The 23,670-nt window shown below is 73.9% G+C and carries 12 protein-coding genes; 9 read left to right on the top strand and 3 right to left on the bottom strand.

The window, feature by feature from the left end; genetic code table 11:
• Nucleotides 1-5 precede the first annotated feature (5 nt).
• Nucleotides 6-2,609, top strand: coding sequence for an SUKH-4 family immunity protein (locus ACZ4YY_RS23650; protein ID WP_468293493.1), 2,604 nt, complete (start codon nt 6-8; stop codon nt 2,607-2,609).
• Between the two features lie 274 nt (nt 2,610-2,883).
• Nucleotides 2,884-3,768 carry a DivIVA domain-containing protein gene (locus ACZ4YY_RS23655; protein ID WP_468293495.1) on the top strand — a complete coding sequence of 295 codons (885 nt, stop codon included), beginning with the start codon at nt 2,884-2,886 and terminating at the stop codon, nt 3,766-3,768.
• A gap of 60 nt (nt 3,769-3,828) precedes the next feature.
• On the opposite strand, the gene ACZ4YY_RS23660 is transcribed toward ACZ4YY_RS23655, so the two are convergent.
• Together ACZ4YY_RS23660 and ACZ4YY_RS23665 are read right to left on the bottom strand one after the other, a co-directional pair.
• Nucleotides 3,829-5,478: a sodium/solute symporter gene (locus tag ACZ4YY_RS23660; RefSeq protein WP_468293498.1), complete on the bottom strand. Its 1,650-nt coding sequence runs from the start codon at nt 5,476-5,478 to the stop codon at nt 3,829-3,831.
• Nucleotides 5,475-5,903, bottom strand: coding sequence for a DUF485 domain-containing protein (locus tag ACZ4YY_RS23665; protein WP_468293501.1), 429 nt, complete (start codon nt 5,901-5,903; stop codon nt 5,475-5,477). Before ACZ4YY_RS23665 ends, ACZ4YY_RS23660 begins: the two co-directional genes overlap by 4 nt.
• Nucleotides 5,904-6,196: 293 nt before the next feature.
• On the opposite strand from ACZ4YY_RS23665, the gene ACZ4YY_RS23670 reads away from it, so the two are divergent.
• Genes ACZ4YY_RS23670 through ACZ4YY_RS23685 form a run of 4 tightly spaced genes read left to right on the top strand, consistent with a single transcriptional unit; the run spans nt 6,197 to nt 13,732 of the window.
• Nucleotides 6,197-7,177, top strand: coding sequence for a TIR domain-containing protein (locus ACZ4YY_RS23670; protein ID WP_468293504.1), 981 nt, complete (start codon nt 6,197-6,199; stop codon nt 7,175-7,177).
• Nucleotides 7,178-8,803: a VMAP-C domain-containing protein gene (locus ACZ4YY_RS23675; protein ID WP_468293507.1), complete on the top strand. Its 1,626-nt coding sequence runs from the start codon at nt 7,178-7,180 to the stop codon at nt 8,801-8,803.
• Entirely contained in the window at nt 8,800-9,852 is a 1,053-nt protein-coding gene (locus ACZ4YY_RS23680; RefSeq protein ID WP_468293509.1) for an AAA family ATPase, read from the top strand. Before ACZ4YY_RS23675 ends, ACZ4YY_RS23680 begins: the two co-directional genes overlap by 4 nt.
• A 7-nt stretch (nt 9,853-9,859) precedes the next feature.
• Nucleotides 9,860-13,732, top strand: coding sequence for an SAV_2336 N-terminal domain-related protein (locus ACZ4YY_RS23685; RefSeq protein ID WP_468293512.1), 3,873 nt, complete (start codon nt 9,860-9,862; stop codon nt 13,730-13,732).
• Nucleotides 13,733-13,754: 22 nt separating this feature from the next.
• On the opposite strand, the gene ACZ4YY_RS23690 is transcribed toward ACZ4YY_RS23685, so the two are convergent.
• Complete coding sequence (locus ACZ4YY_RS23690) at nt 13,755-15,248, bottom strand: MFS transporter (protein WP_468293515.1); 1,494 nt, start codon at nt 15,246-15,248, stop codon at nt 13,755-13,757.
• A gap of 558 nt (nt 15,249-15,806) precedes the next feature.
• On the opposite strand from ACZ4YY_RS23690, the gene ACZ4YY_RS23695 reads away from it, so the two are divergent.
• From ACZ4YY_RS23695 to mfd, 3 genes are all read left to right on the top strand, one after another.
• Entirely contained in the window at nt 15,807-16,595 is a 789-nt protein-coding gene (locus tag ACZ4YY_RS23695; protein ID WP_468293518.1) for an ABC transporter ATP-binding protein, read from the top strand.
• Nucleotides 16,592-19,171 carry an ABC transporter permease gene (locus ACZ4YY_RS23700; RefSeq protein WP_468293521.1) on the top strand — a complete coding sequence of 860 codons (2,580 nt, stop codon included), beginning with the start codon at nt 16,592-16,594 and terminating at the stop codon, nt 19,169-19,171. The genes ACZ4YY_RS23695 and ACZ4YY_RS23700 overlap by 4 nt, the downstream gene beginning before the upstream one ends.
• Nucleotides 19,172-19,784: 613 nt before the next feature.
• Nucleotides 19,785-23,318 (top strand): transcription-repair coupling factor, encoded by a 3,534-nt coding sequence (gene mfd, locus ACZ4YY_RS23705; RefSeq protein ID WP_468293524.1) that lies wholly within the window; start codon nt 19,785-19,787, stop codon nt 23,316-23,318.
• Nucleotides 23,319-23,670: the final 352 nt, after the last annotated feature.

Below are 23,670 nucleotides of genomic sequence, written 5' to 3' on the forward strand. Positions count from 1 at the left end.
CGGCGATGGTGACGTTCGCGCAGGCGCAGGAGCGCGGGGAAGAGTGGGTCAACGGGGACGTTCCGGCGTACCAGCACCGTGAGGTGCGGGTGCGGGAGTTCGACCTCGGGTTCGTCGTGTGGGCCGAGGACCGTGCGGAGGGCCCGCGCTCGGACGGGGGCGCGCAGCGCCTGGTGGTGGCCCGGGACAGCGGGGAGGCCACGTTGTGGCCGTCGCTGCCGGTGGGCGAGGTGGTCCGGCGATACGAGGAGGAGTACGGACGTACGCAGGCCGCGGCCGAGCCGGCACCGGCGGCCGCGGCGCGGGTGGACCTGAACCAGACGTCGTTCCTGTTGACGCCGCCGGAGTGGCTTCAGGAGGCGGCGGACCGGCTGGGGGCGTCCGAGGGACGGGGGATCGACGCGGGGGCACCGGAGTCGCCCGCAGCCGACGGTTCTCCTGCGCCGTCGCCTGTGTCCCCGGGTGCCGTCGCGGCGTCGGGGGCGCCCGCCGTGGGCGATCCCTCGCTGCCGCAGACGCAGGCCGGCGTGCCGGCGGGGGCGCCTTCGACGCCCGTGGGCGCGACACCGTGGACGGGGACGGACACCAACGCCGACCCCGGTGAGGACCGTTCGGTGCCGTTGCCGGCGACGGTGTTCGCGCCGTCGTTGAGCGGCTCCGACGACGGGACGCCGCCGTCGTCGTCGTCCCTTCCGGAGGCCAGGACGGCGCTGATCTCGGGGGGCAGTCAGCTTCCCCGCACGACCGTCGCGCCCGCGCTCGGCGATCCGGATGCGCCGGGTGGTGCGCCCGGCGCTTCGCAGGGAGCCGGGATGCCGGCACCCGCGCCGGGCAGTACACCTCCTCCGCAGCCGGGTCCGGGTGCGGGTGCGGGTGCGCCGTCGTTCGGCGGTTCTCCGCAGGGGCCGGGGACTCCGCCCCCGGGCACTCCCGCCGCCCCCGCGCAGCCGCTCGCGTCGAACGCCGGTGACATCGCCGACGCCGCGACCAGCAAGGCGGCGCCGCCTCCGCGGCGTGCGCGCGGGGGCGGGGCGACGCCGCCGCCTCCGCCGGGTGCGCCGGGTGCGCCGGGTGCGCGGCCGGGCAGCACGCCTGCGCCTGCCTCCGGCCCGGGTGCGCCCGGGACGCCGGCCGGCGGCTACGTGCCGACGCAGATGGTCTCGGCGCTCGGACCTGACGGACCGGCGGGGCCGGGTGTTCCGAACGCACCCGCCGCGCCCCAACCGCCCCACTCGCCCGGCGGTACACCCCCGGGTGGGGTGCACCACGCCGCGACGATGCTGGCCGACCCCGGTCAGATGGGGACGGGCGGGGGCGTGCCGCAACCACCGGCCGCTCCGCACATGCCCCCGGGTGGCCCCGGTGTGCCGCCCGGTGCTCCGGGCGCTCCGGGGGCGCCCGGCCCGCACGGTTCCGCGGGCGGTGCGCAGGGTGCCGTGCACCACGCGGCGACGATGCTCGCCGGGCCGCCCGTGGGGGGTCCCGGAGTGCCTCCGCCGCCCCATGCCCCCGGCGCGCCCGGCGTCCCCGGGATGGCGCCGGGTGCTCCGCAGCCGATGCCGCCGGGTGCGATGCCGCCGCCGGGCGGGCCGGTGCCGGGGCAGCCGCCGGCGTACGGGTATCCGCAGCAGGGGCAGCCGACGGTCGGCCCGGGGTACCAGGCCGTGCTGCGCTACCGGGCGCAGGACGGGTCGGAGCAGCAGCTGATCCGGCGTTCGGCGCCGGGCACGCCGCACCCGGAGTGGCAGATCTTCCACGAGCTGCGGGCGATGAACGTGCCGCCGGACCAGGTGCTGGAGCTGCACACCGAGTTGGAGTCGTGCGAGCTGCCGGGCGCGTACTGCGCGCGGATGATCCGGGAGCAGTGGCCGCAGGCGCGGATCACGTCCATCGCGCCCTACGGCACGGACCATGCGAGCCGGCAGCAGGGCATGGGTCAGTTGCTCGCGCACCAGGGCGAGTTGCACCAGGTGGCCGACGGTCCGGCGCGGCCGGGGCCGGTGCGGGCGCCGTTGCAGCCGGTGCAGCCGATGCCGCCGGTGCCGCCGGAGGCGATCGGGCAGGAGCTGGGCGCGGCGTTCGGGCCGGGGGTCTTCCGGTTCGAGCAGGCGGCGGTGTCCCGGCAGGGGGTGCCGCCGGTGGTGGCGCACACGCTGGTGGCGGCGGGTCTGCCGATGGACATGGGTCCGTTCTTCTGGGCGCAGGCCCAGCCGGGGCGGCCGGTGCCGACGCTGGCGGAGCTGGCGGCCGAGCGGGGTGTGCAGCCGGCGCCGGACGCGGGCTCGTACCTGGTGATGGGCAGTGACTTCGGCAAGGCGATCTGTGTGCAGTACGGGACGGCGAACATCGTCGCGGTGCCCGTGGAGGCGGGGCCGGGCGGGGCGCCCGTGCCGCCGCAGTTCGTGAACACCGGTCTGCCGGAGTTCGCGCGGTGCCTGGCGCTGCTCGGGCGGATGTGGCGGCTGCGGTTCGGGCTGAACCAGGAGCAGGCGGGCCGTTGGACCGTCGACTTCCAGGCGCAACTGGCCGCGCTGGACCCGGCGGCGCTGGGGTCGCCGGAGAGCTGGTGGTCGGTGCTGCTGGAGCAGATGTGGGACGGACTGCTGTGAGGCGTAGGTCCCGCTGACGCCGCAGGTGTCGAGGGCCGGGCCCGGTCGTGTGACCGGGCCCGGCCCTTTTCCGTGCGAGCAGGGTCTCCCGCGTGTGGACCGGTCGTCTGTTCGGCGTCCTGCGCGGGGTCTTCGGTGCGGTCTTCCACGCCTCCTGCACGGGGACCGACGCCACCTTTGTCCGGAGTGTCGCGTTATGAACACTTAAGCCCGATACATCAAGATATGCGGGAAATCATTAATTCGCGTCTGTCTGGTGGAGAGGGGTTGCAGGATGAGCAGCGCAAGGGTGTCATCGCAGGGGTTCGAGACCGTTCGCGGGCGCGGCTACCGGCCCAAAGAAGTCGAGGCGTTCACCGCCGCGCTCTCCGCCGAGCGCGACGCGGCATGGGAACGGGTCGCCCGGCTCACCGTCCTGGTCAAGGAGATGATGCTGGAGGCGGAGCAGCTGCGTGAGGCCGTGAAGGGACTCGCTCCGCAGGACTACGACAGCCTCGGGGAGCGCGCGCGGCACCTGTTCGAGACCGTGCAGGAAGAGGCGGCGGAGGTCGTCCGGAACGCGCGGCGCGACGCCGAGGAGCATGTCGCACGGGCCGAGTCGCAGGCTCTCGCCGTGCGTCGGGCGGCGGAGGAGCAGGCGGACGCGGTCCGCGCTGAGGCCAAGGAGCAGACGCGGCTGCGGCTGCTCGCCGCGCGCGCCGAGGCGCACGGGATCCGGGTCGGCGCCCGGCGCAAGGTGAAGGAGTTCCGTGCCGAGGCGCTCGCGGCGTTGCGCGACGTGCGCCAGCGCACCGCCGCCCTGCTCGTCGAACCGAAGAAGGAGCACGCCGAGCAGATGGCGGCGGCGGAGCGCGAGGCCGCCGAACGGGTCGCCGCCTTCGACGCGCAGCACGCCCGGGCGGTGGAGCGGGCCGAGGAGGCCCTGGCCGACGCGCAGCGCGAGCTCGCCGAGGCGGAGGAGTCGTCCCGCAAGCGCGAGGAGGAGGCGCGGGCGCGTGCCGGTGAGATCCTCGCCGAGGCGCAGGTGCGCAAGGAGCGCATCGCACGCGAGACGGAGCGGGTGCTGCGCGAGCACGGCGAGCGGTGGGACCACGTGCAGGCGCACATGGACTCCGTGCGCAACAACCTCAGCGCGCTCACGGGGCGGGTGGTCGAGTAGGCGGTCACTCCCACCGCCTCCCGTGCCCACCGCCTCCCCTGCTCGGGCTCCTCCTCTTCCTCAGCCCTCCCGCCGTCCCGCCCCGGCCAGGATCCAGCCCTCCACCGCCTCGTACCGACGCCGCTGTTCGTCCGCCTTGCGGCGGCCCGAGACGACCGTTCCCAGCCAGCCGAGGGCGAAGCCGAGGGGGATGGTGACCAGACCGGTGGTGGTGAAGGGGAACCAGTTGAAGTCGGCGTCGGGGAAGGCGGCGGCGGGGGAGCCGGAGACGAGGTTGGTGCCCGGCATCAGCAGCAGCACCGAGACGGTGCCGCCGATGAGGGTGCTGAGCAGTCCGGTGCGGGTGTAGCGGCGCCAGAAGAGGCTGTAGACCAGGGCGGGGGCCAGGGCCGAGGCGCCGACGCAGAAGGAGAGCGTGACCAGGGGCTGGAGACTGCGGTGCTGGACCTGCGCGGCCAGCAGGATCGTCGGCACGCCCACCGCCAGCGCGGACATGCGGGCCAGCAGCATCTCGCGGCGCGGGGAGGTCTTCCGCAGGCGTGCGGCGAAGACGTCGTGGGCGAGGGAGTTGGCGCAGGCGAGGATCATGCCGGCGACCGAGGCGAGGACGGTGAGGAAGATCGCCGTCGTCACCGTGGTGAACAGCAGCGTCTCCGCCGTGGACACGTCCCGGCCGAACGCGGCTCTCGAGCCCAGCAGGTAGGCGGTGTTGCCCTGCGGGTCGGCCCCGGCGATCACCGCGCGGCCGATCAGCGCCGTCGCACCGAATCCGACGACCGTGATGACCAGCACGAACAGCGCGACGGCCGACACCGCCCAGGACATCGAGCGGCGCACCTGGCGGGCGGAGGAGGCGGTGTACATGCGCATGGTGATGTGCGGCAGGCAGGCGCCGCCGAGCACCACCGCGAGCTGTGAGCTGATCATGTCCAGGCCCGGGTGGGGGCCGGTGGAGAACTGGAGGCCGGAGTCGAGGAAGGCGTCGCCGAGGCCGCTGCCCCGGGCCGCCGCGTCGAACAGGGCGCCCGGGTTCCAGTCGAAGCGGTGCAGCACGAGGACGGCGACGACGGCACCGGAGCCGAGCAGCATCACGATCTTCAGGATCTGGATGAGGGCGGTGCCCTTCATCCCGCCGATCGCCGCGTAGCTGATCATCAGCACGCCCATGCAGACCATGCAGCCCGTCTGCACCGCCTCGCCGGAGAACCCGAGGAGGAACGCGAGGAGCTGGCCGGTGCCGGCGAGCTGCACCAGCATCATCGGCAGCAACGCGGCGATCGTCACGGCGCAGGCGGTGATGCGCACCGCGCGCCCGGGCATCCGGCGGGCGAGGGCGTCACCCATGGTGAACCGCCCCGCGTTGCGCAGGGGTTCGGCCAGCAGGAACATCAGCAGCATCAGCGACAGGGCCGTGCTCAGGGCGAGGACGACGCCGTCCTGGCCGTACAGGGCGATCACGCCGCCGGTGCCGAGGACGGTGGCCGCGGAGATGTAGTCGCCGGCGATGGCCAGGCCGTTGCGCAGCGGGGACAGCGACCGGTAGCCGGTGTAGAACTCGTCGAGGTCGTCGCGGTCGGGGCCGGTCATCACACACAGCAGGAGCGTGACGGTGACGACGGCGGTGAAGGCGACGAGGGACATCGTCTGCGCGTCGCCGCTGAGCTCGGTGAGCCCGCCGGCCGCCAGGGCGGTGCCGTCGGTGTGCGTCATCGCGCCGCCCCCTCGTGCCGGGCCGCGCGCCGGGCGTCGAGCTCGGACTGCTTGCGGATGCGGTCGGCGAGCGGGTCGACGTGGCGGCCGGCGGTGTGCTCGTACAGGACGATCGCCAGCCAGGTGACGGGGAGCTGGACCAGGGCGAGCAGCAGTCCGGTGGGCAGTCCGTCGGCGACCCGGTGCGCCATCAGGGACGGGGCGAAGGCGGACAGGACCAGGAAGAGGACGAAGTAGCCGAGCGCGGTGAGCGTGGCGACACGGCGCTGACGGCGGTAGGCGCCCCGCAGGATCCGCAGGTCGCTGTGGTGTCCCAGCGGTGCGGGGCCGACCGGCTCACGGCGGACGGGATCGGCCGGCTCCGGCGGCTGCCGGAGGTGTCCGGGACGGGGCGGACGGTGGGGCGGATACGGATCGTGGGACATGCCCACTCCTTGCGTGGCTCGGGTCCGTGGCGGCGGACCGCAGGGAGGTGGGGGGCGGAGGCACGCACGTTACCCGGGAGTACGGCAGAGCGCGAGGGTTTGGACAGACTGATCGGTCGGTACGCGCTTTCTTGATCGAGGGGCCCGTGAGCTGGGGTGTTACCGTCGTTAACCCCTCCGGCGCCGCCCGACGGACCGGCCCGGCGCGGTGTGGTCGAACGGGCCGCTCCGTGCGCCCCGTTGGGCCATCATGGACTCACGGGCGTGCTGTGACGCAGGCGAGGGGGAGCTCCATGGGGGGAACGGCGCCGTCGCCGGTACGGGTGTTCATCTCCTACGCCCACGACGACGACCGGCACGTCGAACAGGTCGGGCAGCTGTGGCGCCTCCTGCGGTCCTGCGGCATCGACGCCGTCCTGGACCGGCCGGCCGCGGAGCGCCGGCAGGACTGGGCGCTGTGGACGCTGCGGGGCATCCGCGGCAGCCGTTACGTCATCGTCGTCGCCTCGCCCCAGTACCGGCGGCGCGCCGACGGCGACGCGGCGGCCGGGGAGGGTGCGGGCGTGCAGTGGGAGGCGCGGCTGCTGCGGGACGTCGTGTACGAGGACCCGGCCGGCGCCCTGGAGAAGATCGTGCCCGTGGTACTGCCCGGCGGCTCGCTCGACGACCTGCCCGTGTGGCTGGGCCGTGCCACCCACACCCGCTACCGCGTCCGGGACTTCACCGTCGCCGGCGCCGAGCCGCTGCTGCGGCTGCTGACCGGCCGGCCCCACGAGACCGTGCCCGACCTCGGCGTGACACCGCCGCTGGCACCACGGCGGCCGGCCGCGCCCGCGCCGTGGCCCGCCGACGGGATGCCGCCCGAGGGCCCGGCCGCGCCCGCGCCGTGGCCCGCCGACGGGACGCCGCCGCCCGACGGGGCACCGCGGCGCTCCCCGATCCGGCCGCCCGCAGTCGTGATGCCCGGGCTGATCGAGCTGACCGAGGCCCTCCTGGGCTGTCCGGCGCTGCACCGGCTCACGGCCCGTCAGGAACTGCTCGAGCTGATGGGGGAGCGCCTGGGCCACGACCGGCCGTTCGCCGTCGCCGAGGACGCCGACGCCCGCACCCACCTGCGCGCGCTCGCCCGCCGGGTCGAACGCACCACCCTCGCCCCCGACGTCGTCCTGAAGGCCCTCCACGACGCCCTCGTCACGATCGCCCCGGACGACACCGGTACCGAGCGGGTGCGTGCGCTGATCGTCGCCTGCGGGGTCGCGCTCGGGGAGGCCTGAGTGTCCTGGTTCGACCGGCTGCGGTCCACTCGTCTCGTCCCGGACGCGACCCGTGACCGCCGCGCCGACCGGCAACTCGTCGAGACCCTCGCCGACGTGCCCCTGCTGCACCGGCTCACGGCCCGTCAGGAACTGCTCGAGCTGATGGGGGAGCGCCTGGGCCACGACCGGCCGTTCGCCGTCGCCGAGGACGCCGACGCCCGCACCCACCTGCGGGCCGTCGTCCGCGCCGCACGGCGCGCCGGGGCGCTGGGCGCCCTGCGGGAGGCGGTGCACGACCTCGCACCGGACGACGTCGCCACCGCCTGGTTCCTGCTCGCCGTCACCGTACGGACCGCGCCCGACGGCCCGCTGCCCGCCGGCTTCATGCACGATCTCGTCGACGAACTGCGCGCCCACCCCCGGCACTTCGGCGGGACCGCCGTCGCCCACCACCTCGCCGAGCGCCGTGCCGCCGGCCGGCCCCTGGACGCCGGCAGCCTCCCGCAGGTGCTGTGCCGGCTCTACGACGCACGCGTGCCCGTCGGCGATCCGGACGCCCCCCGCGTCGAACTCCTGCGGTTCCTGGGACGCCTGGGAGCCGAACCGGGAGGCAGCGACCGGCTCGCCGCCCTGCTCGCCTCCGTGCGGGCCCCCGCGGTCGCGGCCGCCCCGGAAGCCGACGCACGGCAGCTCATCATCCAGATCCGCGTCGAGGAGGAGGACGCCCCCAGCGACCTGCCGAACGCCCGACGCCGTTACTCCCTGCACGGCTACTACTACCTGCGCACCGGCGACGCCCCGCCCGTCTACCAGGGCAGAAGGAACCTGCCCGGCCTGCTCACCGGAGACGAACTCGAGGACGGCGGACGCGACTTCCTGACCGGCTGGCGGGAACCCGCCGACGCCGCCCGGGGCATGGCCAAGCGGGTGGAGTTCCTGCTGCCGCACGCCCTGCTGGCCCGCCCCGCCGAGTTCTGGCACGGCGGCCCGGCGAGAAAGCCGCTGGGCCGCACCTGCCAGGTCGTCGTACGGTCCCTGACCCGGTACCGCGACAGCATGCTCCACGACGCCTGGATCCATCGCTGGGAGGCCCTGGACCGCGATCGCCCGCCCGGTGACGCGCTGCACCGCATCGGCTGGATGGGGCCCGGCGCGCCCCGCGGCGAGCGGGGTGACCCGGGCGGCGACCCCGGCGGACGGGAACCCGGCGCGGCCAAGTCCTGGGAGTGCCCCGACAGCAGGTACCCGCCACTGCTGCTCACCGACCGCGCGGACGTCGCCGAGTGGCTGCGCACCCACACGGATCTGACGTGCCTGGGCCTGGGCCTGCCCTACGACCACGACGACGAGCTCCTCCGGGACGCCGTGGACGACGCGCTGCTGGAGGACGGCATCCCCGTCATCGTCTGGCGGCGCGACGCGGGCGGCCCCGGCCCGCTCCTGGACGCGCTGCGCGAGGGACATCCGCCCGCCCTGCTGGCCGACCTGCCGCACAGCGTGCACCGGGCGCGCAGGCTCGGACGGCCCGACCCGACGAGCGTGCACAACCAGATCACCCTGCTGTGGGACGACCCGACGTGCGTCTTCAGCGGCCAGGACCAGCCGATGTCCGGCACCCGCGGGGCCGGTGAGGGAGCGGTATGAACACGACGCAGGATTGGCGGGTCTACCGGGGCACCGGCACCCCGCACGACGGCATCGACCGGCTGCCCGAGGCGCCCCCGTGGCGTGCGTTCCGGCACGGCGGCGCCCGGCCCGCGCAGTTGCTCCCCACACCCCGCGTCCCCGACGACGACGCCGTCCAGCGCCACCTCGGCCGGGCCGGCCAGGGCGCCGCCTACCAGGCCGGCCCGCGCGAGGTCCACCTGGTCAACCTGGCTCTGCACCTGCGCCGCCCCCTGCTGCTGACCGGCAAGCCCGGCACCGGCAAGTCCACCCTGGCCTACGCCGTCGCCCACGAACTCAACCTCGGCCCCGTGCTGCGCTGGGCGATCACCAGCCGCTCCACGCTCAAGGACGGCCTGTACGAGTACGACGCCCTGGGCCGCCTCCACGACGCCGGACTGCGCAACGCCGGCACCCTCGCCCGCCGGGAGGACGGGACGCCCGAGCCGCCCGACATCGGCAGGTACCTGTGGCTGGGCCCGCTCGGCACGGCGCTGCTGCCCTGGCGCAGGCCCCGTGTCCTGCTCATCGACGAGATCGACAAGAGCGACATGGACTTCCCCAACGACCTGCTGAACGTCTTCGAGGAGGGCGAGTTCCTCATCCCCGAACTGGCCCGGCTCGGCCCGGGCACCCAACAGGTCATGACCGCCGACCGGGTCCCGGGGGAGGTCGCCGGCGGCTCGGTGGCCTGCGCGGAGTTCCCGCTCGTGGTGCTGACCAGCAACGAGGAGCGGGAGTTCCCCATGGCGTTCCTGCGCCGCTGCGTCCGGCTGGAGATCGGCGCCCCGGACGAGGAGCGGCTCAAGGGCATGGTCGCGGCCCACCTCGGCGAGCCGTCCGACCGGGCGGTCCCGGTCCGCGCCGAGATCATCGCCCGGTTCCTCGCCCGGCAGCGGGAGACCGGCGCCCTCGCCAACGACCAGCTCCTCAACGCGCTGCTCATGGCGGAACGGGGCCTGTGGGACGACGAGTCCGGCCGCGCCCTGCTCGACGAGGACCTGCTGCGGCCCCTGGACCGGGGGTGAGGTGACCGTGCCCGGGGGTGCGGGGCCGGGGCCCGCGGGGACACCGCCCGGGACGGGAGACGCGGTACCGGGCGCCGAGCTGCTCCGTGAGGAGCTCGCCCGCCTGCTGGGCGCCGGGGGCGCGCCCGACGCCCGCGACGCACTCGACGTGCTCTGGATCGCCCGGCTCGCCGGAATCGGCCCGCTCGACCGGTCACAGCCGCGCTCCACCGCCCCGACGCCACCGCCGGCGCCGGCCGCGCCGCCTCCCGACCCCGCGCCCGACCCCGTGTCCGAAACCCCGCACCCCGCCCCGACGCCACCGCCGGCGCCGGCCGCGCCACCGCCGCCCGGCCCCGAGCCCCACACCCCGGCTCCCGCCCCGGAACCGGCTCCCGTCCCGGCCCCCGCACCCCCCACCGCCCGCCTGCACCTGCCCGGGAGGAAGAACGCCGGGACAACCGTCCGGCCCGGCGGCGCGCACTCCGTCCGGGTCGTCCAGCCCCAGGCCCTCCCCGACACGCTCGCCCTCCACCGCGCCCTGCGCCCCCTGCGCCGCACGGTCCCCTCGGCCCGCGACCGCGTCCTGGACGTGGAGGCCACCGCGGCCGCGGCCGGCGACACCGGACTCCTGCTGCCGGTCCTGCGCCCCGCCGCCGAACGCCGCTTCTGTGTCGACCTGCTCGTCGACACCGGCACCACCATGACCGTCTGGCACCGCCTCGCCGGCGAACTGAGCACCCTCCTCGCCCGGCACGGCGCCTTCGCCGACGTCCGCGCCTGGGCCCTGCACACCGACGGCCCGGTGCCGACCCTGGCACCCTTCCGGCGTGGCGCGCAGGCCGCCCGCCCCACCCGCCGCTGGCACCGGACCCTCGCCGACCCCACCGGCCGCCGCGCGGTCCTGCTCCTCACGGACGGCACCGGCCCCGCCTGGTACGGCACGGAACTGCCCGCCACGCTCGCCGACTGGTCCCGCCGCCGCCCCGTCGCCGTCCTCCAGGTCCTGCCGAGCAGGCTGTGGCACCGTACGGCGCTGCGCACGGCACCCGTCCGCGCCCGTGGCACCGACACCGCCCGCGCCACCCTGGAGATCCGCTCCGGGGGACCGCTGCCCGGTGTCGTCCGCGGCCCCGCCGGAGCCGCCGACCGGGCGCGGATCCGCTGGCTGCCGGTGCTCGAGGTGTCCGGCGACTGGCTCGCGCCCTGGGCCCGGCTCGTCTCCGGCCGCACGACCGACTGGACACCGCTGCTCGCGGCGCCGCTCACGGTCGTCGACCGTCCCGACCCGGTCACGGACGCGGACGGACCGGCCGACCCCGCCGCGCGGATCGAGCACTTCGAACAGGGCTACTCCCCGGAGGCCTTCCACCTGCTGCGGCTCCTGGCGGCGGCCCCGCTGAGCCTGCCCGTGATGCGGCTCGTCCAGGGCGCCATGCTGCCCTCGTCCACCGCCATGCACCTGGCCGAGATCTTCCTCTCCGGCCTGCTGGTCCGCCGCGGCCCGGCCGTGCCGGGGGAGGACCCGGACGCCGTGCTGTACGACTTCCGCGACGGCGTCCGAGAGGCGCTGCTCGACCGCCTCACCCGCACGGAGTCCCTGCGCGTCCTGGACCAGGTGATCGACGGCGTGAGCGATCGGGTCGCGGCGACGCTGGGCGGGATCACCGACTTCGCGGCCCTCGCGGCGGCCGTGGAGCACGACGGCGGACCGGACGGGCTCGAACTGCCCGACGACAGCCGGGCGTTCGCCGAGGTGGCGCTGGCCGTCGTCGCAGGCGCCGGCGGCGACTACGCGCGCCTCGCGGCGCGCCTGGCCGGGGGCGGCGCGGGCCGAGCGGCGGCGCCGGAGCGGGAGGCCCCGCGGCGGCGGGGGCGCAGGGGAGCCCGGCTGTTCCCGTGGCGGCGCGGGCGGGAGCCGGAGCGGGAGGGGGAACGCGTTCAGGACCGGGAGCGCGACCACCGGCCCCCGCCGGCCACCGAGTCCCGCACCACGCGGAGGGTGGCGTCCCGGACACCCGAGCTGCCGCCCTTCCACCAACGGCGGGACGAGATCTCGGACGTCGTGAACGCGCTGCTGCGCGGCGGCACGTCGGTGTGTGTGATCGACGGGGCGCGCGGCGTGGGCAAGACCACGCTCGCCGTCGACGTCGCGCGCACGCTGAGGTCGGACTTCCTCCTGGTCCGGTGGATCCGGGCCGACACGGTCACGGTCCTGCTGGCCGACCTGATGGGCTTCGCCGACGATCTCGGCGTGCCCGTCCGGGGCGAGAGCCCCGGCGAGGTCCTCGGCGCGATCGCCGTCCGCCTGCGCTCCCACCCGGGCTGGCTGCTGGTCCTCGACGGCGTGACCGCGCAGACCGCTCCCCATCTGACCGACGGCTTCCAGCCGTTGTTCTCGGTCGGCTCCGGAAGCGTCCTGATGACCCTCGCCGAAGGGACACCGCTGCGGATCGTCCGGACGTACGAGAGCGTGACCCTGTACGACTTCAGCCGTGAGACGGCCCTGTCGTACGTCCGGGCGGCGCTCGCCGGTCACCGGGGGGAGCTGTGGCACAGCGAGGACGAACTCGCCGACCTGGTGGCCGTGGTGGGCAGGAACCCCGCGGCCCTGGCGTCCGCGGTGGCGACGATGCAGCTGGCCGGACGGCCGGTCGCCCTTCACGTCGAGGACGGCCTGTCGAGCCGTCGGACGGTCAGCGCGTTCGTGAACTCGATCGTGTGGATCACGGAGGGCGACGACTTCGTCGGGACCGGCGTCGCCGTCCGGTCCGACCTGGTCCTCTTCACCGGCTCGTTCGGGGACGCCGGTGCGCTGCGCGTCCACCTCAGGAGCGGCGCGGTCCTGCGTCCGAACGACGCGGCGAGGTCGGAGCGCCACCGCGGCCTGGTGACACTGCTCCGGCTGGAGGAGTCCGTCCTGCCGGCGGCCCTGCCGCCCTCGCCCACCGGTGACAACGAGGTCTTCGCCGCGTGGTACGCCCCGCCCGAGCCCGGCCAGGAGGCGCGGTTCGTCCTGCGGCGCGCGGACTCCACGGCCTCCCCGCCTCCCCCGAGCGCGGCGCTCTTCGACCCGGACGGAAAGCTGTGCTCCCTGGTGGACTCCGTCGACGGCGCCGGGCGGATCTTCATCACCCCCCGGTTCGTCGACGCCCTCGCGGCACACCTCGTCGAACGCCCGGTCCCCGAGGTGCCGCAGCCGGGTCCCGGATCACGTCGGCTGCTCGTCTGGCCCGCCCCTCACGCCCGTACGCGGCAGGAGTTCGTCGACCGCGGCTACCAGCCGGTGATCGTGCAGTCGCCCGAAGAGACCGACGCGCAGAGCGCCGTCCGGCCGGCCGCCTTCCTCGTCGACCCGCTGACCGTGCCCGTCACCCGCACCACGTTGCTGTCCCTGCGGACGGTGGCGGCCAGGATGCCGGTGCTGGTCACGGCCGGCCTCGGACAGGCCTCGCGCGATGCGGCGTACGGCGCCGACCCCGCCGTGATGCTGAAGGCGCTCGCGCCCCGCGACGGCGAGCGGCACCCGCAGCGCGTGCTGGTCGTCGAGGAGTGGGAGGAGATCGCGCTGGCTCTGAGAGCGATGCTGGAAGGACGCGGGATGCTGGTCTCCCACGCCGTCGGCGGCCGGGACGCCGTGATGCTCGCGGCGGAGATGCGGCCGAACCTGGTGGTGCTGAACCTCATGCAGACCCACCGGCTCCGGATCGTGGAGTGGCTGCGGGCGAACGGCCGCCTCGAGGGGACGCCGCTCGTCGCGTACACCTGCGCGATCGACCGGGCGGACCTGCCGCGGCTGGCCTCCGGCGAGAGCGTGCTCCACCTCACCGAGCGGGCGGCCACCCCGGAGGCGCGGGACCGGCTCGTCGACCTCGTGGCGTGGATGAACGGCGAGGCGTAGCGGCTGGGGGCGTCGTCACTCCTTACTCCTTCAGTACCGGAAACCGCCGGGGCGCCACGCACAACAGCACCAGGAAGGCCACCGCCGCCGCGCAGGAGGCGCCCAGGTACACCGCGTGCACCGCGTCCGCGAGCGCCCGGCGGGTCGTCTCCGGGACGGCGCCCCCGTCCAGGGCGCGGGTGACGGAGTCCAGGTCGCCGGCGCCGCCGAGCCGTGCGGCCAGCACCCCGTTGGCGACCGCGCCGAACACCGCCGCGCCGACGGTCTGGCCGGTCTGGCGGCAGAACAGGACGGACGCGGTCGTCGTGCCGCGCTCCGACCAGCCGACCGTGGACTGCACGCCGACCAGGAGCGGGAGCTGGAAGAGCCCCAGGGCGGCGCCCAGCAGGAGCATCAGCACCGTCGGCTGCCAGGCGGCGCCGGGATACGGCAGGAACGGAAAGGCCAGCAGCACCAGCGTGGCCGCGCCGATGCCGAGGAGCGCGGTGTCGCGGAAGCCGATGCGCCGGTAGACGTGCTGGCTGAGGGCGGCCGACAGCGGCCAGCTCAGCGTCCACACCGACAGCACGAACCCGGCGGTGACCGGGTCGAGTTCCAGCACCGACTGCGCGTACGTCGGCAGGAACACCGTGGGTGCCACCATGACCAGGCCCAGCGCGCCCAGGGCGAGGTTGACCGCGGCGATCGTCCGACGGCGCCAGACCCAGCCGGGGATGATCGGCTCGGCCGCCCGGCGCTCCACCAGCACCACCACCACCGCCAGCGCGAGCCCCGTGCCGAACAGGGCGAGCGACGGCCGCGACAGCCACGGCCAGGCCACCCCGCCCTGCACCAGCGCGGTCAGCAGCACCCCGCCGCAGGCGAACACCGCCAGCGCCCCCGCCCAGTCCACGCGCGCGCGAGGGCGTGACTCCCGCAGCGGCTCGTGCAGGTGACGCACGATCAGCCACAACGCCACCGCCCCGACGGGCAGGTTGACCAGGAAGATCCACCGCCAGTCGGCGTAGGCGGCGAGCAGCCCGCCCACGCCGGGCCCGGCGACGGCGGACACCGCCCACACCGTGGACAGCTTCGACTGGATCTTCGGGCGCTCCTCCAGGGGGTAGAGGTCGGCGGCGAGCGTCTGCACCGTGCCCTGCAACGCCCCTCCGCCCAGGCCCTGCAGGACGCGGAACGCGATCAGCGCACCCATGTTCCAGGCGAGTGCGCACAACAGCGAGCCCAGCAGGAACAGGGCCGCGCCGGCCACCAGTACCGGCTTGCGGCCGAAGGTGTCGGAGAGCTTGCCGTAGACGGGCAGGGTGACCGTCACCGCGAGGAGGTAGCCGGAGAACAGCCAGGAGAAGACGGAGAACCCGCCGAGGTCGCCGACGATCTGCGGGACGGCGGTGGAGACGACGGTGGAGTCCAGGGCGGCCAGCCCCATGGAGAGCATCAGCGCGGCGACGACCGCGGTCCGCCGGTCGGTGGCCGGGTGCCGTGCGGCCTCCCGCGCCGCGGGTCTCGCGTCGCCCACCTGATGCCCCCTGCCCATGCTTCCGCGGTTCCCGTGCCCCTTGCAGCTTTCGGCTGCCGACAGCTTGCCACTTGAGGGGTCCTTGCACTGTGCCCGCCCGGGCCGCGCGGCCTGGCACCGCACCTCGCGGCGCCTTGCGCGGCACGGCACCGGGCCGCGCGGCCTGATCAGGCGCTCACAGTGCAAGGACCCCTTGCGCCTGACGCGACGGGAGGGTGGAGGCTCAGTGGGCCGGAGGGTGGAGGCGACCCTGAGACGCACTCCACCCGTCGGCGGACTGCCCCTAGGGGGACCTCGGTACTACGGGTCGGGGAGGGTTCGTACCGACGGAGGACGAGACGGCCAGGGCCGCTCCTTAACCTGGCTTTACGCCGTCGATCGGGGGCGGGGGACGGCCACCCCCCTCGCCGACAGGGGGGTTATCCCCCGGCGAAGACGGGCCCGAGCACCAGCGCGCGGGACCCGTCGGCACCGACAGACTCATCGACGTAGAGCCGAGCGCTGCCTTTCCCGCACATCCGGCAGCTCTTCCCTTACTGCTGACATAGGAGACATACCGTGACTTCGGCTGTGACCATTCCCAGGCACGGGGGCACTGGAGGGCGTACGGCCGTCGCCGCGCGAGCGCGCCAGGTCGTCAAGGCGTACGGATCCGGGGAGACCCGGGTCGTCGCTCTCGACCACGTCGACGTGGACATCGCCCGTGGCCGGTTCACCGCGATCATGGGCCCCTCGGGGTCCGGCAAGTCCACGCTGATGCACTGCCTCGCCGGTCTCGACACCGTCACGTCCGGGCAGATCTACCTGGACGAGACCGAGATCACGGGCCTGAAGGACAAGAAGCTGACCCAGCTGCGCCGGGACCGGATCGGCTTCATCTTCCAGGCGTACAACCTGCTGCCGACGCTGAACGCGATCGAGAACATCACCCTGCCCATGGACATCGCCGGCCGCAAGCCCGACAAGGCGTGGCTGGACCGGGTCGTGGAGACCGTCGGCCTCGCCGAACGGCTCAGGCACCGGCCCACCCAGCTCTCCGGCGGCCAGCAGCAGCGCGTCGCCGTCGCCCGCGCCCTCGCCGCCCGCCCCGAGATCATCTTCGGGGACGAGCCGACCGGAAACCTCGACTCGCGCGCCGGCGCCGAGGTGCTGGGCTTCCTGCGCCGCTCCGTCGACGAGCTCGGCCAGACGATCGTGATGGTCACCCACGACCCGGTCGCCGCCTCCTACGCCGACCGCGTCCTCTACCTCGCCGACGGCCGGATCGTCGACGAGATGCACCAGCCGACCGCCGAGCAGGTCCTGGACCGCATGAAGGACTTCGACGCGCGGGGGCGTACGTCATGACCGTCATGAAGACCTCGATGCGCAACTTCTTCGCGCACAAGGGACGCATGGCCCTCTCGGCCGTGGCGGTCCTGCTGTCGGTGGCGTTCGTCTGCGGCACGCTCGTCTTCACCGACACCATGAACACCACCTTCGACAAGCTGTTCGCCGCCACCTCCTCCGATGTGACGGTGAGCGCGAAGGGCGCCTCGGACACCGGGGAGACCATCTCCGGCAACGGCAAGCCGCCGGTCATGCCGGCCGCCGTCCTCGGCAAGATCCGCGAGGCGGACGGCGTGAAGTCGGTGGAGGGGACCGTCTTCTCGACCTCCGTGACCGTCGTGGACGCCGACAAGGACAACCTGTCGCCCTCCAGCGGCGCCCCGACCGTCGTCGGCAGCTGGAACAGCCAGGACGCCCGCACCATGAAGATCACGGAGGGCGTCGCGCCCCGCGGATCCGGCCAGGTCATGGTCGACGCCGACACCGCCGACAAACACCACCTCGAGCTCGGCGACAGCATCGGCGTCATCACCGCCGTCGGCACCCACACCGCGCGGATCTCCGGCTTCGCCGCCTTCCAGGTCACCAACCCCGGCGCCGCGATCTTCTACCTCGACCTGAGGACCGCCCAGCAGACCCTGGTCGGGCAGCCGGACGTCTACACCAACGTCAACGTCAACGCCGCGGCCGGCGTCACCGACGCGCAGCTCAAGCAGAACGTCACCGCCGTCGTCGGCGGCGACTACAAGGTGCAGACCGCCAAGGAGACCGCCGACGCCAACCGCAAGGAAGTCGGCGAGTTCCTGAACGTCATGAAGTACGCGATGCTCGGCTTCGCCGGGATCGCCTTCCTCGTCGGCATCTTCCTGATCATCAACACCTTCTCGATGCTGGTCGCCCAGCGCACCCGCGAGATCGGCCTCATGCGGGCCATCGGCTCCAGCCGCAAGCAGGTCAACCGCTCCGTCCTCGCCGAGGCGCTGCTCCTCGGGGTCGTCGGCTCCGTCCTCGGCGTCGGCGCGGGCGTCGGCATCGCCGTCGGCCTCATGAAGCTCATGGGCATGACCGGCATGAACCTGTCCACCGACGACCTCACGGTCGCCTGGACGACCCCCGTGACCGGCATGGTCCTCGGCGTCGTCGTCACCGTCCTCGCCGCCTACCTGCCCGCCCGCCGCGCCGGCAAGGTCTCCCCGATGGCCGCCCTGCGCGACGCCGGCGCCCCCGCCGACGCCAAGGCCGGTGTCGTACGGGCCGTGCTCGGCGCCCTGCTCACCGGCGCCGGCGTCTGCGGCCTCTACCTGGCCACCGCCGCCGACAAGGCGAGCGAGGGCTCCCTGTGGCTCGGCCTGGGCGTGGTGCTGTCCCTGATCGGGTTCGTCGTCATCGGCCCGCTGCTGGCCGGCGCGGTGGTCCGCGTCCTCGGCGCCCTCCTGCTGCGCGCCTTCGGCCCGGTCGGCCGCATGGCCGAACGCAACGCCCTGCGCAACCCGCGCCGCACCGGCGCCACCGGCGCCGCCCTGATGATCGGCCTCGCCCTGGTCGCCTGCCTGTCGGTGGTCGGCTCCTCCATGGTCGCCTCCGCCACCGACCAGCTCGACAAGAGCGTCGGCACGGACTTCATCATCCAGAGCGACAACACGCAGCTGATGACCCCGCAGGCCGTCCAGGCCGTCAAGAAGACGCCCGGCCTGGAGCGGGTCACCGAGTACAAGCTGCTCGAGGCCCACCTCACCACCCCCGACGGCAAGACCTCCAAGAACGAGACGATCAACGCGACCGACCCGACGTACGTCACGGACCTGCGCACCGAGACCGTGGCGGGCGACCTCGCCGCCGCCTACCGGCCCGACTCGATGTCCGTCTTCGAGGGCTTCGCCGAGGAGCACGGCCTGAAGATCGGCTCGAAGGTCGACGTGGCCTTCAAGGACGGCGGCACCGCCTCCCTCACCGTCCGCGCCATCACCAGCGACGACGTCGTCATCGACAAGGGCGCCATGTACGCCTCCATCGCGACCGTCGCCCGGCACGTGCCGGCCGAGCGGATGCCGCTGGACGCCATGGTCCTGGCCGCCGCGAAGGACGGACAGCAGGACGCCGCCTACACGGCGCTCAAGGCGTCGCTGCACGACTACCCGCAGTACGTCGTCCGCGACCAGACCGACTACAAGGAAGCCCTGAAGGACCAGATCGGTCAGATGCTGAACCTGATCTACGGTCTCCTGGCGCTCGCGATCGTCGTCGCCGTCCTCGGCGTCGTCAACACCCTCGCCCTGTCCGTCGTGGAACGCACCCGCGAGATCGGCCTGATGCGCGCGATCGGCATGTCACGCCGTCAGCTGCGCCGCATGATCCGCATGGAGTCGGTGGTCATCGCCCTCTTCGGCGCCCTCCTCGGCCTCGGCCTGGGCATGGGCTGGGGCGCGACCGCCCAGCAGCTCCTCGCCCTGGAGGGCCTGAAGGTCCTCGACATCCCCTGGCCGACGATCATCACGGTCTTCATCGCCTCGGCCTTCGTGGGCCTGTTCGCAGCCCTGATCCCGGCGTTCCGCGCAGGCCGCATGAACGTCCTGAACGCCATCGCGACAGACTGACCCGACCCCCCCCCGTCCCGAACCGGGGGCGGGACGGGGGCGCCCGGCGCCGAAGAGTCTTGGGGGACTCTTCGGCGCCGCGGTTTTCCCCGGTCGCCGACGGGGGGACCGGGGTGGGGTGTGCGGCGTTCGGGAGGGGGAGGGTGGTGGGTCCGGGGCGAAGCCCCGCCGGGGTCGAGGGGACGGAGTCCCCGGGGGCGGGAAGGGTAGGGGCGACGGGAGCTGAACCGCCTCCCCGCACACCCCGGCCGCGCCCCCCGACCCCGTCGACACCGGCCACACCACCCCCGCGGTTGTCCACAGCCCCCGCCGACCACGACCACGTCGTCGTAGGCTGGACGCACCCCCGGCCCGCCCCGCGTGTCGGGCACTTCGCGATGCCCAAAGCCCGCAGAGCCCGAAAGGGCCAGCAAAGCCAGCAAAACCCGCAAGAAGCAGCAAAGCCACCAAGAGCCAGCAAGCCGCCACAAGCCAGCCAAGCCCGTAAGAGTCGGTCGCAAGGTCCGCAAAAGTCGGCCAACGGCCCGCAAGAGCCGGCCGGACCCGACCCGAGCCCGGCCAGACCAGCCCCAGACCCCCCGAAGCCCACCCCCCGGACGAAAGCCGCCCCCGAATGAGCCTGCACGGTCTGCTCGACGCCGTAGTCAAGGACACCGCCCTCGCGGAAGCGATCCCGGCGGCAGCCGACGGCAACCGCATGCACGTCGACCTCGTCGGCCCCCCGGCGGCCCGCCCCTTCGCGATCGCCGCCCTCGCCCGCGAGAGCGGCCGCCCGGTCCTGGCGGTGACGGCCACCGGCCGCGAGGCCGAGGACCTCGCCGCGGCCCTGCGCTCCCTGCTGCCCCCGGACGGCGTCGTGGAGTACCCCTCCTGGGAGACCCTCCCGCACGAACGCCTCAGCCCCCGCAGCGACACCGTCGGCCGCCGCCTCGCCGTCCTGCGCCGCCTGGCCCACCCCCGCCCCGACGACCCGGAGACCGGCCCGGTCTCCGTCGTCGTGGCCCCCGTCCGCTCGGTGCTCCAACCGCAGGTCAAGGGCCTCGGCGACCTGGAACCGGTGGCCCTGAGAAGCGGTCAGACCGCCGATCTGAACGAGATCGTCGAGGCCCTCGCCGCCGCCGCGTACGCGCGCGTGGAGCTCGTCGAGAAGCGCGGCGAGTTCGCCGTCCGCGGCGGCATCCTCGACGTGTTCCCGCCCACCGAGGAACACCCCCTGCGCATCGAGTTCTGGGGCGACGACGTCGAGGAGATCCGCTACTTCAAGGTCGCCGACCAGCGCTCCCTCGAGGTCGCCGAACACGGCCTGTGGGCCCCGCCCTGCCGCGAACTGCTCCTCACCGACGACGTCCGCTCCCGCGCGCGTGCCCTCGCCGAGCAGCACCCCGAGCTCGGCGAACTGCTCGGCAAGATCGCCGAGGGCATCGCCGTGGAGGGCATGGAGTCCCTCGCGCCCGTCCTCGTCGACGACATGGAGCTGCTGATCGACGTCCTGCCCAAGGGCGCCATGGCCGTCGTCTGCGACCCCGAGCGGGTCCGCACGCGTGCCGCGGACCTCGTCGCCACGAGCCAGGAGTTCCTCCAGGCGTCCTGGGCGGCCACCGCCGGCGGCGGCGAGGCCCCCATCGACGTCGGCGCGGCCTCCCTGTGGTCCCTGGCGGACATCCGCGACCGCGCGCGCGAGCTGGACATGATGTGGTGGTCGGTGTCGCCGTTCGCCGCCGATCTGGAGCTGGAGGCGGACACCCTCCAGCTCGGCATGCACGCCCCCGAGACCTACCGCGGTGACACCGCGAAGGCGCTCGCCGACACCAAGGGCTGGCTGGCCGACGGCTGGCGCGTCGTCTTCGTCACCGAGGGCCACGGCCCGGCGGCCCGCACCGTCGAGGTGCTCGGCGGCGAGGGCGTGGCGGCCCGCCTGGACGTCGACCTCGCCGAACTGTCCCCGTCCCTCGTCCACGTCGCCTGCGGCTGCATCGACTACGGCTTCGTCGACCCGGCGCTGCGGCTCGCCGTGCTGACGGAGACCGACCTGTCGGGTCAGAAAGCCGCCGGCAAGGACGGCGCGCGCATGCCCGCGCGCCGCAGGAAGACCATCGACCCGCTCACCCTGGAGGCGGGCGACTACATCGTCCACGAGCAGCACGGCGTGGGCCGCTACATCGAGATGGTGCAGCGCACGGTGCAGGGCGCCACGCGCGAGTACCTGGTCGTGGAGTACGCCCCCGCCAAGCGCGGCCAGCCGGGCGACCGCCTCTACATCCCCACCGACCAGCTGGAACAGATCACCAAGTACGTCGGCGGCGAGGCACCCACCCTGCACCGGCTGGGCGGCGCCGACTGGACGAAGACGAAGGCCCGCGCGAAGAAGGCCGTCAAGGAGATCGCGGCCGACCTGATCAAGCTGTACAGCGCCCGCATGGCGGCCCCCGGGCACGCCTTCGGCGCGGACACCCCCTGGCAGCGGGAGCTGGAGGACGCCTTCCCGTACGCGGAGACGCCCGACCAGCTCACCACCATCGCCGAGGTCAAGGACGACATGGAGAAGTCGGTCCCCATGGACCGGCTGATCTGCGGCGACGTCGGCTACGGCAAGACGGAGATCGCCGTCCGCGCCGCCTTCAAGGCCGTCCAGGACGGCAAGCAGGTGGCGGTTCTCGTCCCGACGACACTGCTGGTGCAGCAGCACTTCGGGACGTTCAGCGAGCGGTACGCGCAGTTCCCGGTCAACGTGCGGGCACTGTCCCGCTTCCAGACCGACACGGAGGCCAAGGCGGTCCTCGAGGGCCTGCGCGAGGGCTCGGTCGACGTCGTCATCGGCACCCACCGCCTGTTCTCGTCCGAGACGAAGTTCAAGGACCTGGGCCTGGTCATCGTCGACGAGGAGCAGCGCTTCGGCGTCGAGCACAAGGAGCAGCTGAAGAAGCTGCGCGCCAACGTCGACGTCCTGACCATGTCCGCCACGCCGATCCCGCGCACCCTGGAGATGGCGGTCACGGGCATCCGCGAGATGTCCACGATCACGACACCGCCCGAGGAGCGCCACCCGGTGCTCACCTTCGTCGGCCCGTACGAGGAGAAGCAGATCGGCGCCGCCATCCGCCGCGAACTCCTGCGCGAGGGTCAGGTCTTCTACATCCACAACCGGGTCGAGTCGATCGACCGGGCGGCCGCCCGTCTGCGTGAGATCGTCCCCGAGGCGAGGATCGCCACCGCGCACGGCCAGATGTCGGAGGCGGCGCTGGAGCAGGTCGTCGTCGACTTCTGGGAGAAGCGGTTCGACGTGCTCGTCTCGACGACGATCGTCGAGTCCGGCATCGACATCTCCAACGCCAACACCCTGATCGTGGAGCGGGGCGACACCTTCGGTCTCTCCCAGCTCCACCAGCTGCGCGGCCGGGTCGGACGAGGCCGCGAACGCGGCTACTCCTACTTCCTCTACCCGCCGGAGAAACCCCTCACGGAGACCGCCCACGAGCGTCTCGCCACCATCGCCCAGCACACCGAGATGGGCGCGGGCATGTACGTGGCGATGAAGGACCTCGAGATCCGCGGCGCGGGCAACCTGCTCGGCGGGGAACAGTCCGGCCACATCGCGGGTGTCGGCTTCGACCTGTACGTCCGTATGGTCGGCGAGGCCGTCGCCGACTACCGGCGCCAGCTGGAGACCGGCGAGATCGAGGAGGAGCCGCCCCTCGAGGTCAAGATCGAACTGCCCGTCGACGCGCACGTCCCACACGACTACGCCCCCGGCGAGCGGCTGCGCCTGCAGGCCTACCGCGCCATCGCCTCCGCCAACTCGGAGGAGGACATCAAAGCCGTGCGCGAGGAGCTCGTCGACCGCTACGGCAAGCTGCCCGAGCCGGTGGAGAACCTGCTGCTGGTGGCCGGCCTGCGCATGCTCGCGCGCGCGTGCGGCGTCGGCGAGATCGTCCTCCAGGGCACCAACATCCGCTTCGCACCCGTGGAGCTGCGCGAGTCGCAGGAGCTCCGCCTCAAGCGGCTCTACCCCGGCACCGTCATCAAACCGACGGTCCACCAGGTCCTGGTCCCCCGCCCCAAAACCGCGAAGGTGGGCGGCAAGCCCCTGCTCGGACGCGCACTGCTGGGCTGGGTCGGCGAGTTCCTGACGTCTGTCCTGGGCTCGTAGGCCGTCGGCCCGTATCGGCGGAGGAGGGGCGACTCGGGCCGAGCGGCGCCTTGTGGACCTTCAGCCCGTCCGGCGTTCGAGGCCGAGGCCCGTCAAGGGCCGACGCGGGGTGCAGGGGCGCAGCCCCACCGGGGCCGGAGCCCCGGGCGGGCGGCCCCACCGGAGTCCGGGGCGGGCGGTCCCGCTGGGTGCACATGGGCGAGGCGTGGCAGGTCGCCGCCCCCGAAGCGGTGCCGGCGGCGAACTGCGCCGCCGCGAGGAGGAGGACACCGACCGGCTCGCCCTCGGCCCCCGGCGCGCCCCCGGCTCGCCCTCGGCGCGGAGTCCGCTGAGCGCCTCACCTCGCTCCTCG

This window comes from Streptomyces sp. NPDC030143 (assembly GCF_055573695.1).

What these genes read in the sequence shown, in the direction of transcription:
- ACZ4YY_RS23650 (WP_468293493.1), top strand. Translation starts at nt 6, where the DNA reads ATGGTGACGTTCGCGCAGGCGCAGGAGCGCGGGGAAGAGTGGGTCAAC.
- ACZ4YY_RS23655 (WP_468293495.1), top strand. Translation starts at nt 2,884, where the DNA reads ATGAGCAGCGCAAGGGTGTCATCGCAGGGGTTCGAGACCGTTCGCGGG.
- ACZ4YY_RS23660 (WP_468293498.1), bottom strand. Translation starts at nt 5,478, where the DNA reads ATGACGCACACCGACGGCACCGCCCTGGCGGCCGGCGGGCTCACCGAG.
- ACZ4YY_RS23665 (WP_468293501.1), bottom strand. Translation starts at nt 5,903, where the DNA reads ATGTCCCACGATCCGTATCCGCCCCACCGTCCGCCCCGTCCCGGACAC.
- ACZ4YY_RS23670 (WP_468293504.1), top strand. Translation starts at nt 6,197, where the DNA reads ATGGGGGGAACGGCGCCGTCGCCGGTACGGGTGTTCATCTCCTACGCC.
- ACZ4YY_RS23680 (WP_468293509.1), top strand. Translation starts at nt 8,800, where the DNA reads ATGAACACGACGCAGGATTGGCGGGTCTACCGGGGCACCGGCACCCCG.
- ACZ4YY_RS23700 (WP_468293521.1), top strand. Translation starts at nt 16,592, where the DNA reads ATGACCGTCATGAAGACCTCGATGCGCAACTTCTTCGCGCACAAGGGA.
- mfd (WP_468293524.1), top strand. Translation starts at nt 19,785, where the DNA reads ATGAGCCTGCACGGTCTGCTCGACGCCGTAGTCAAGGACACCGCCCTC.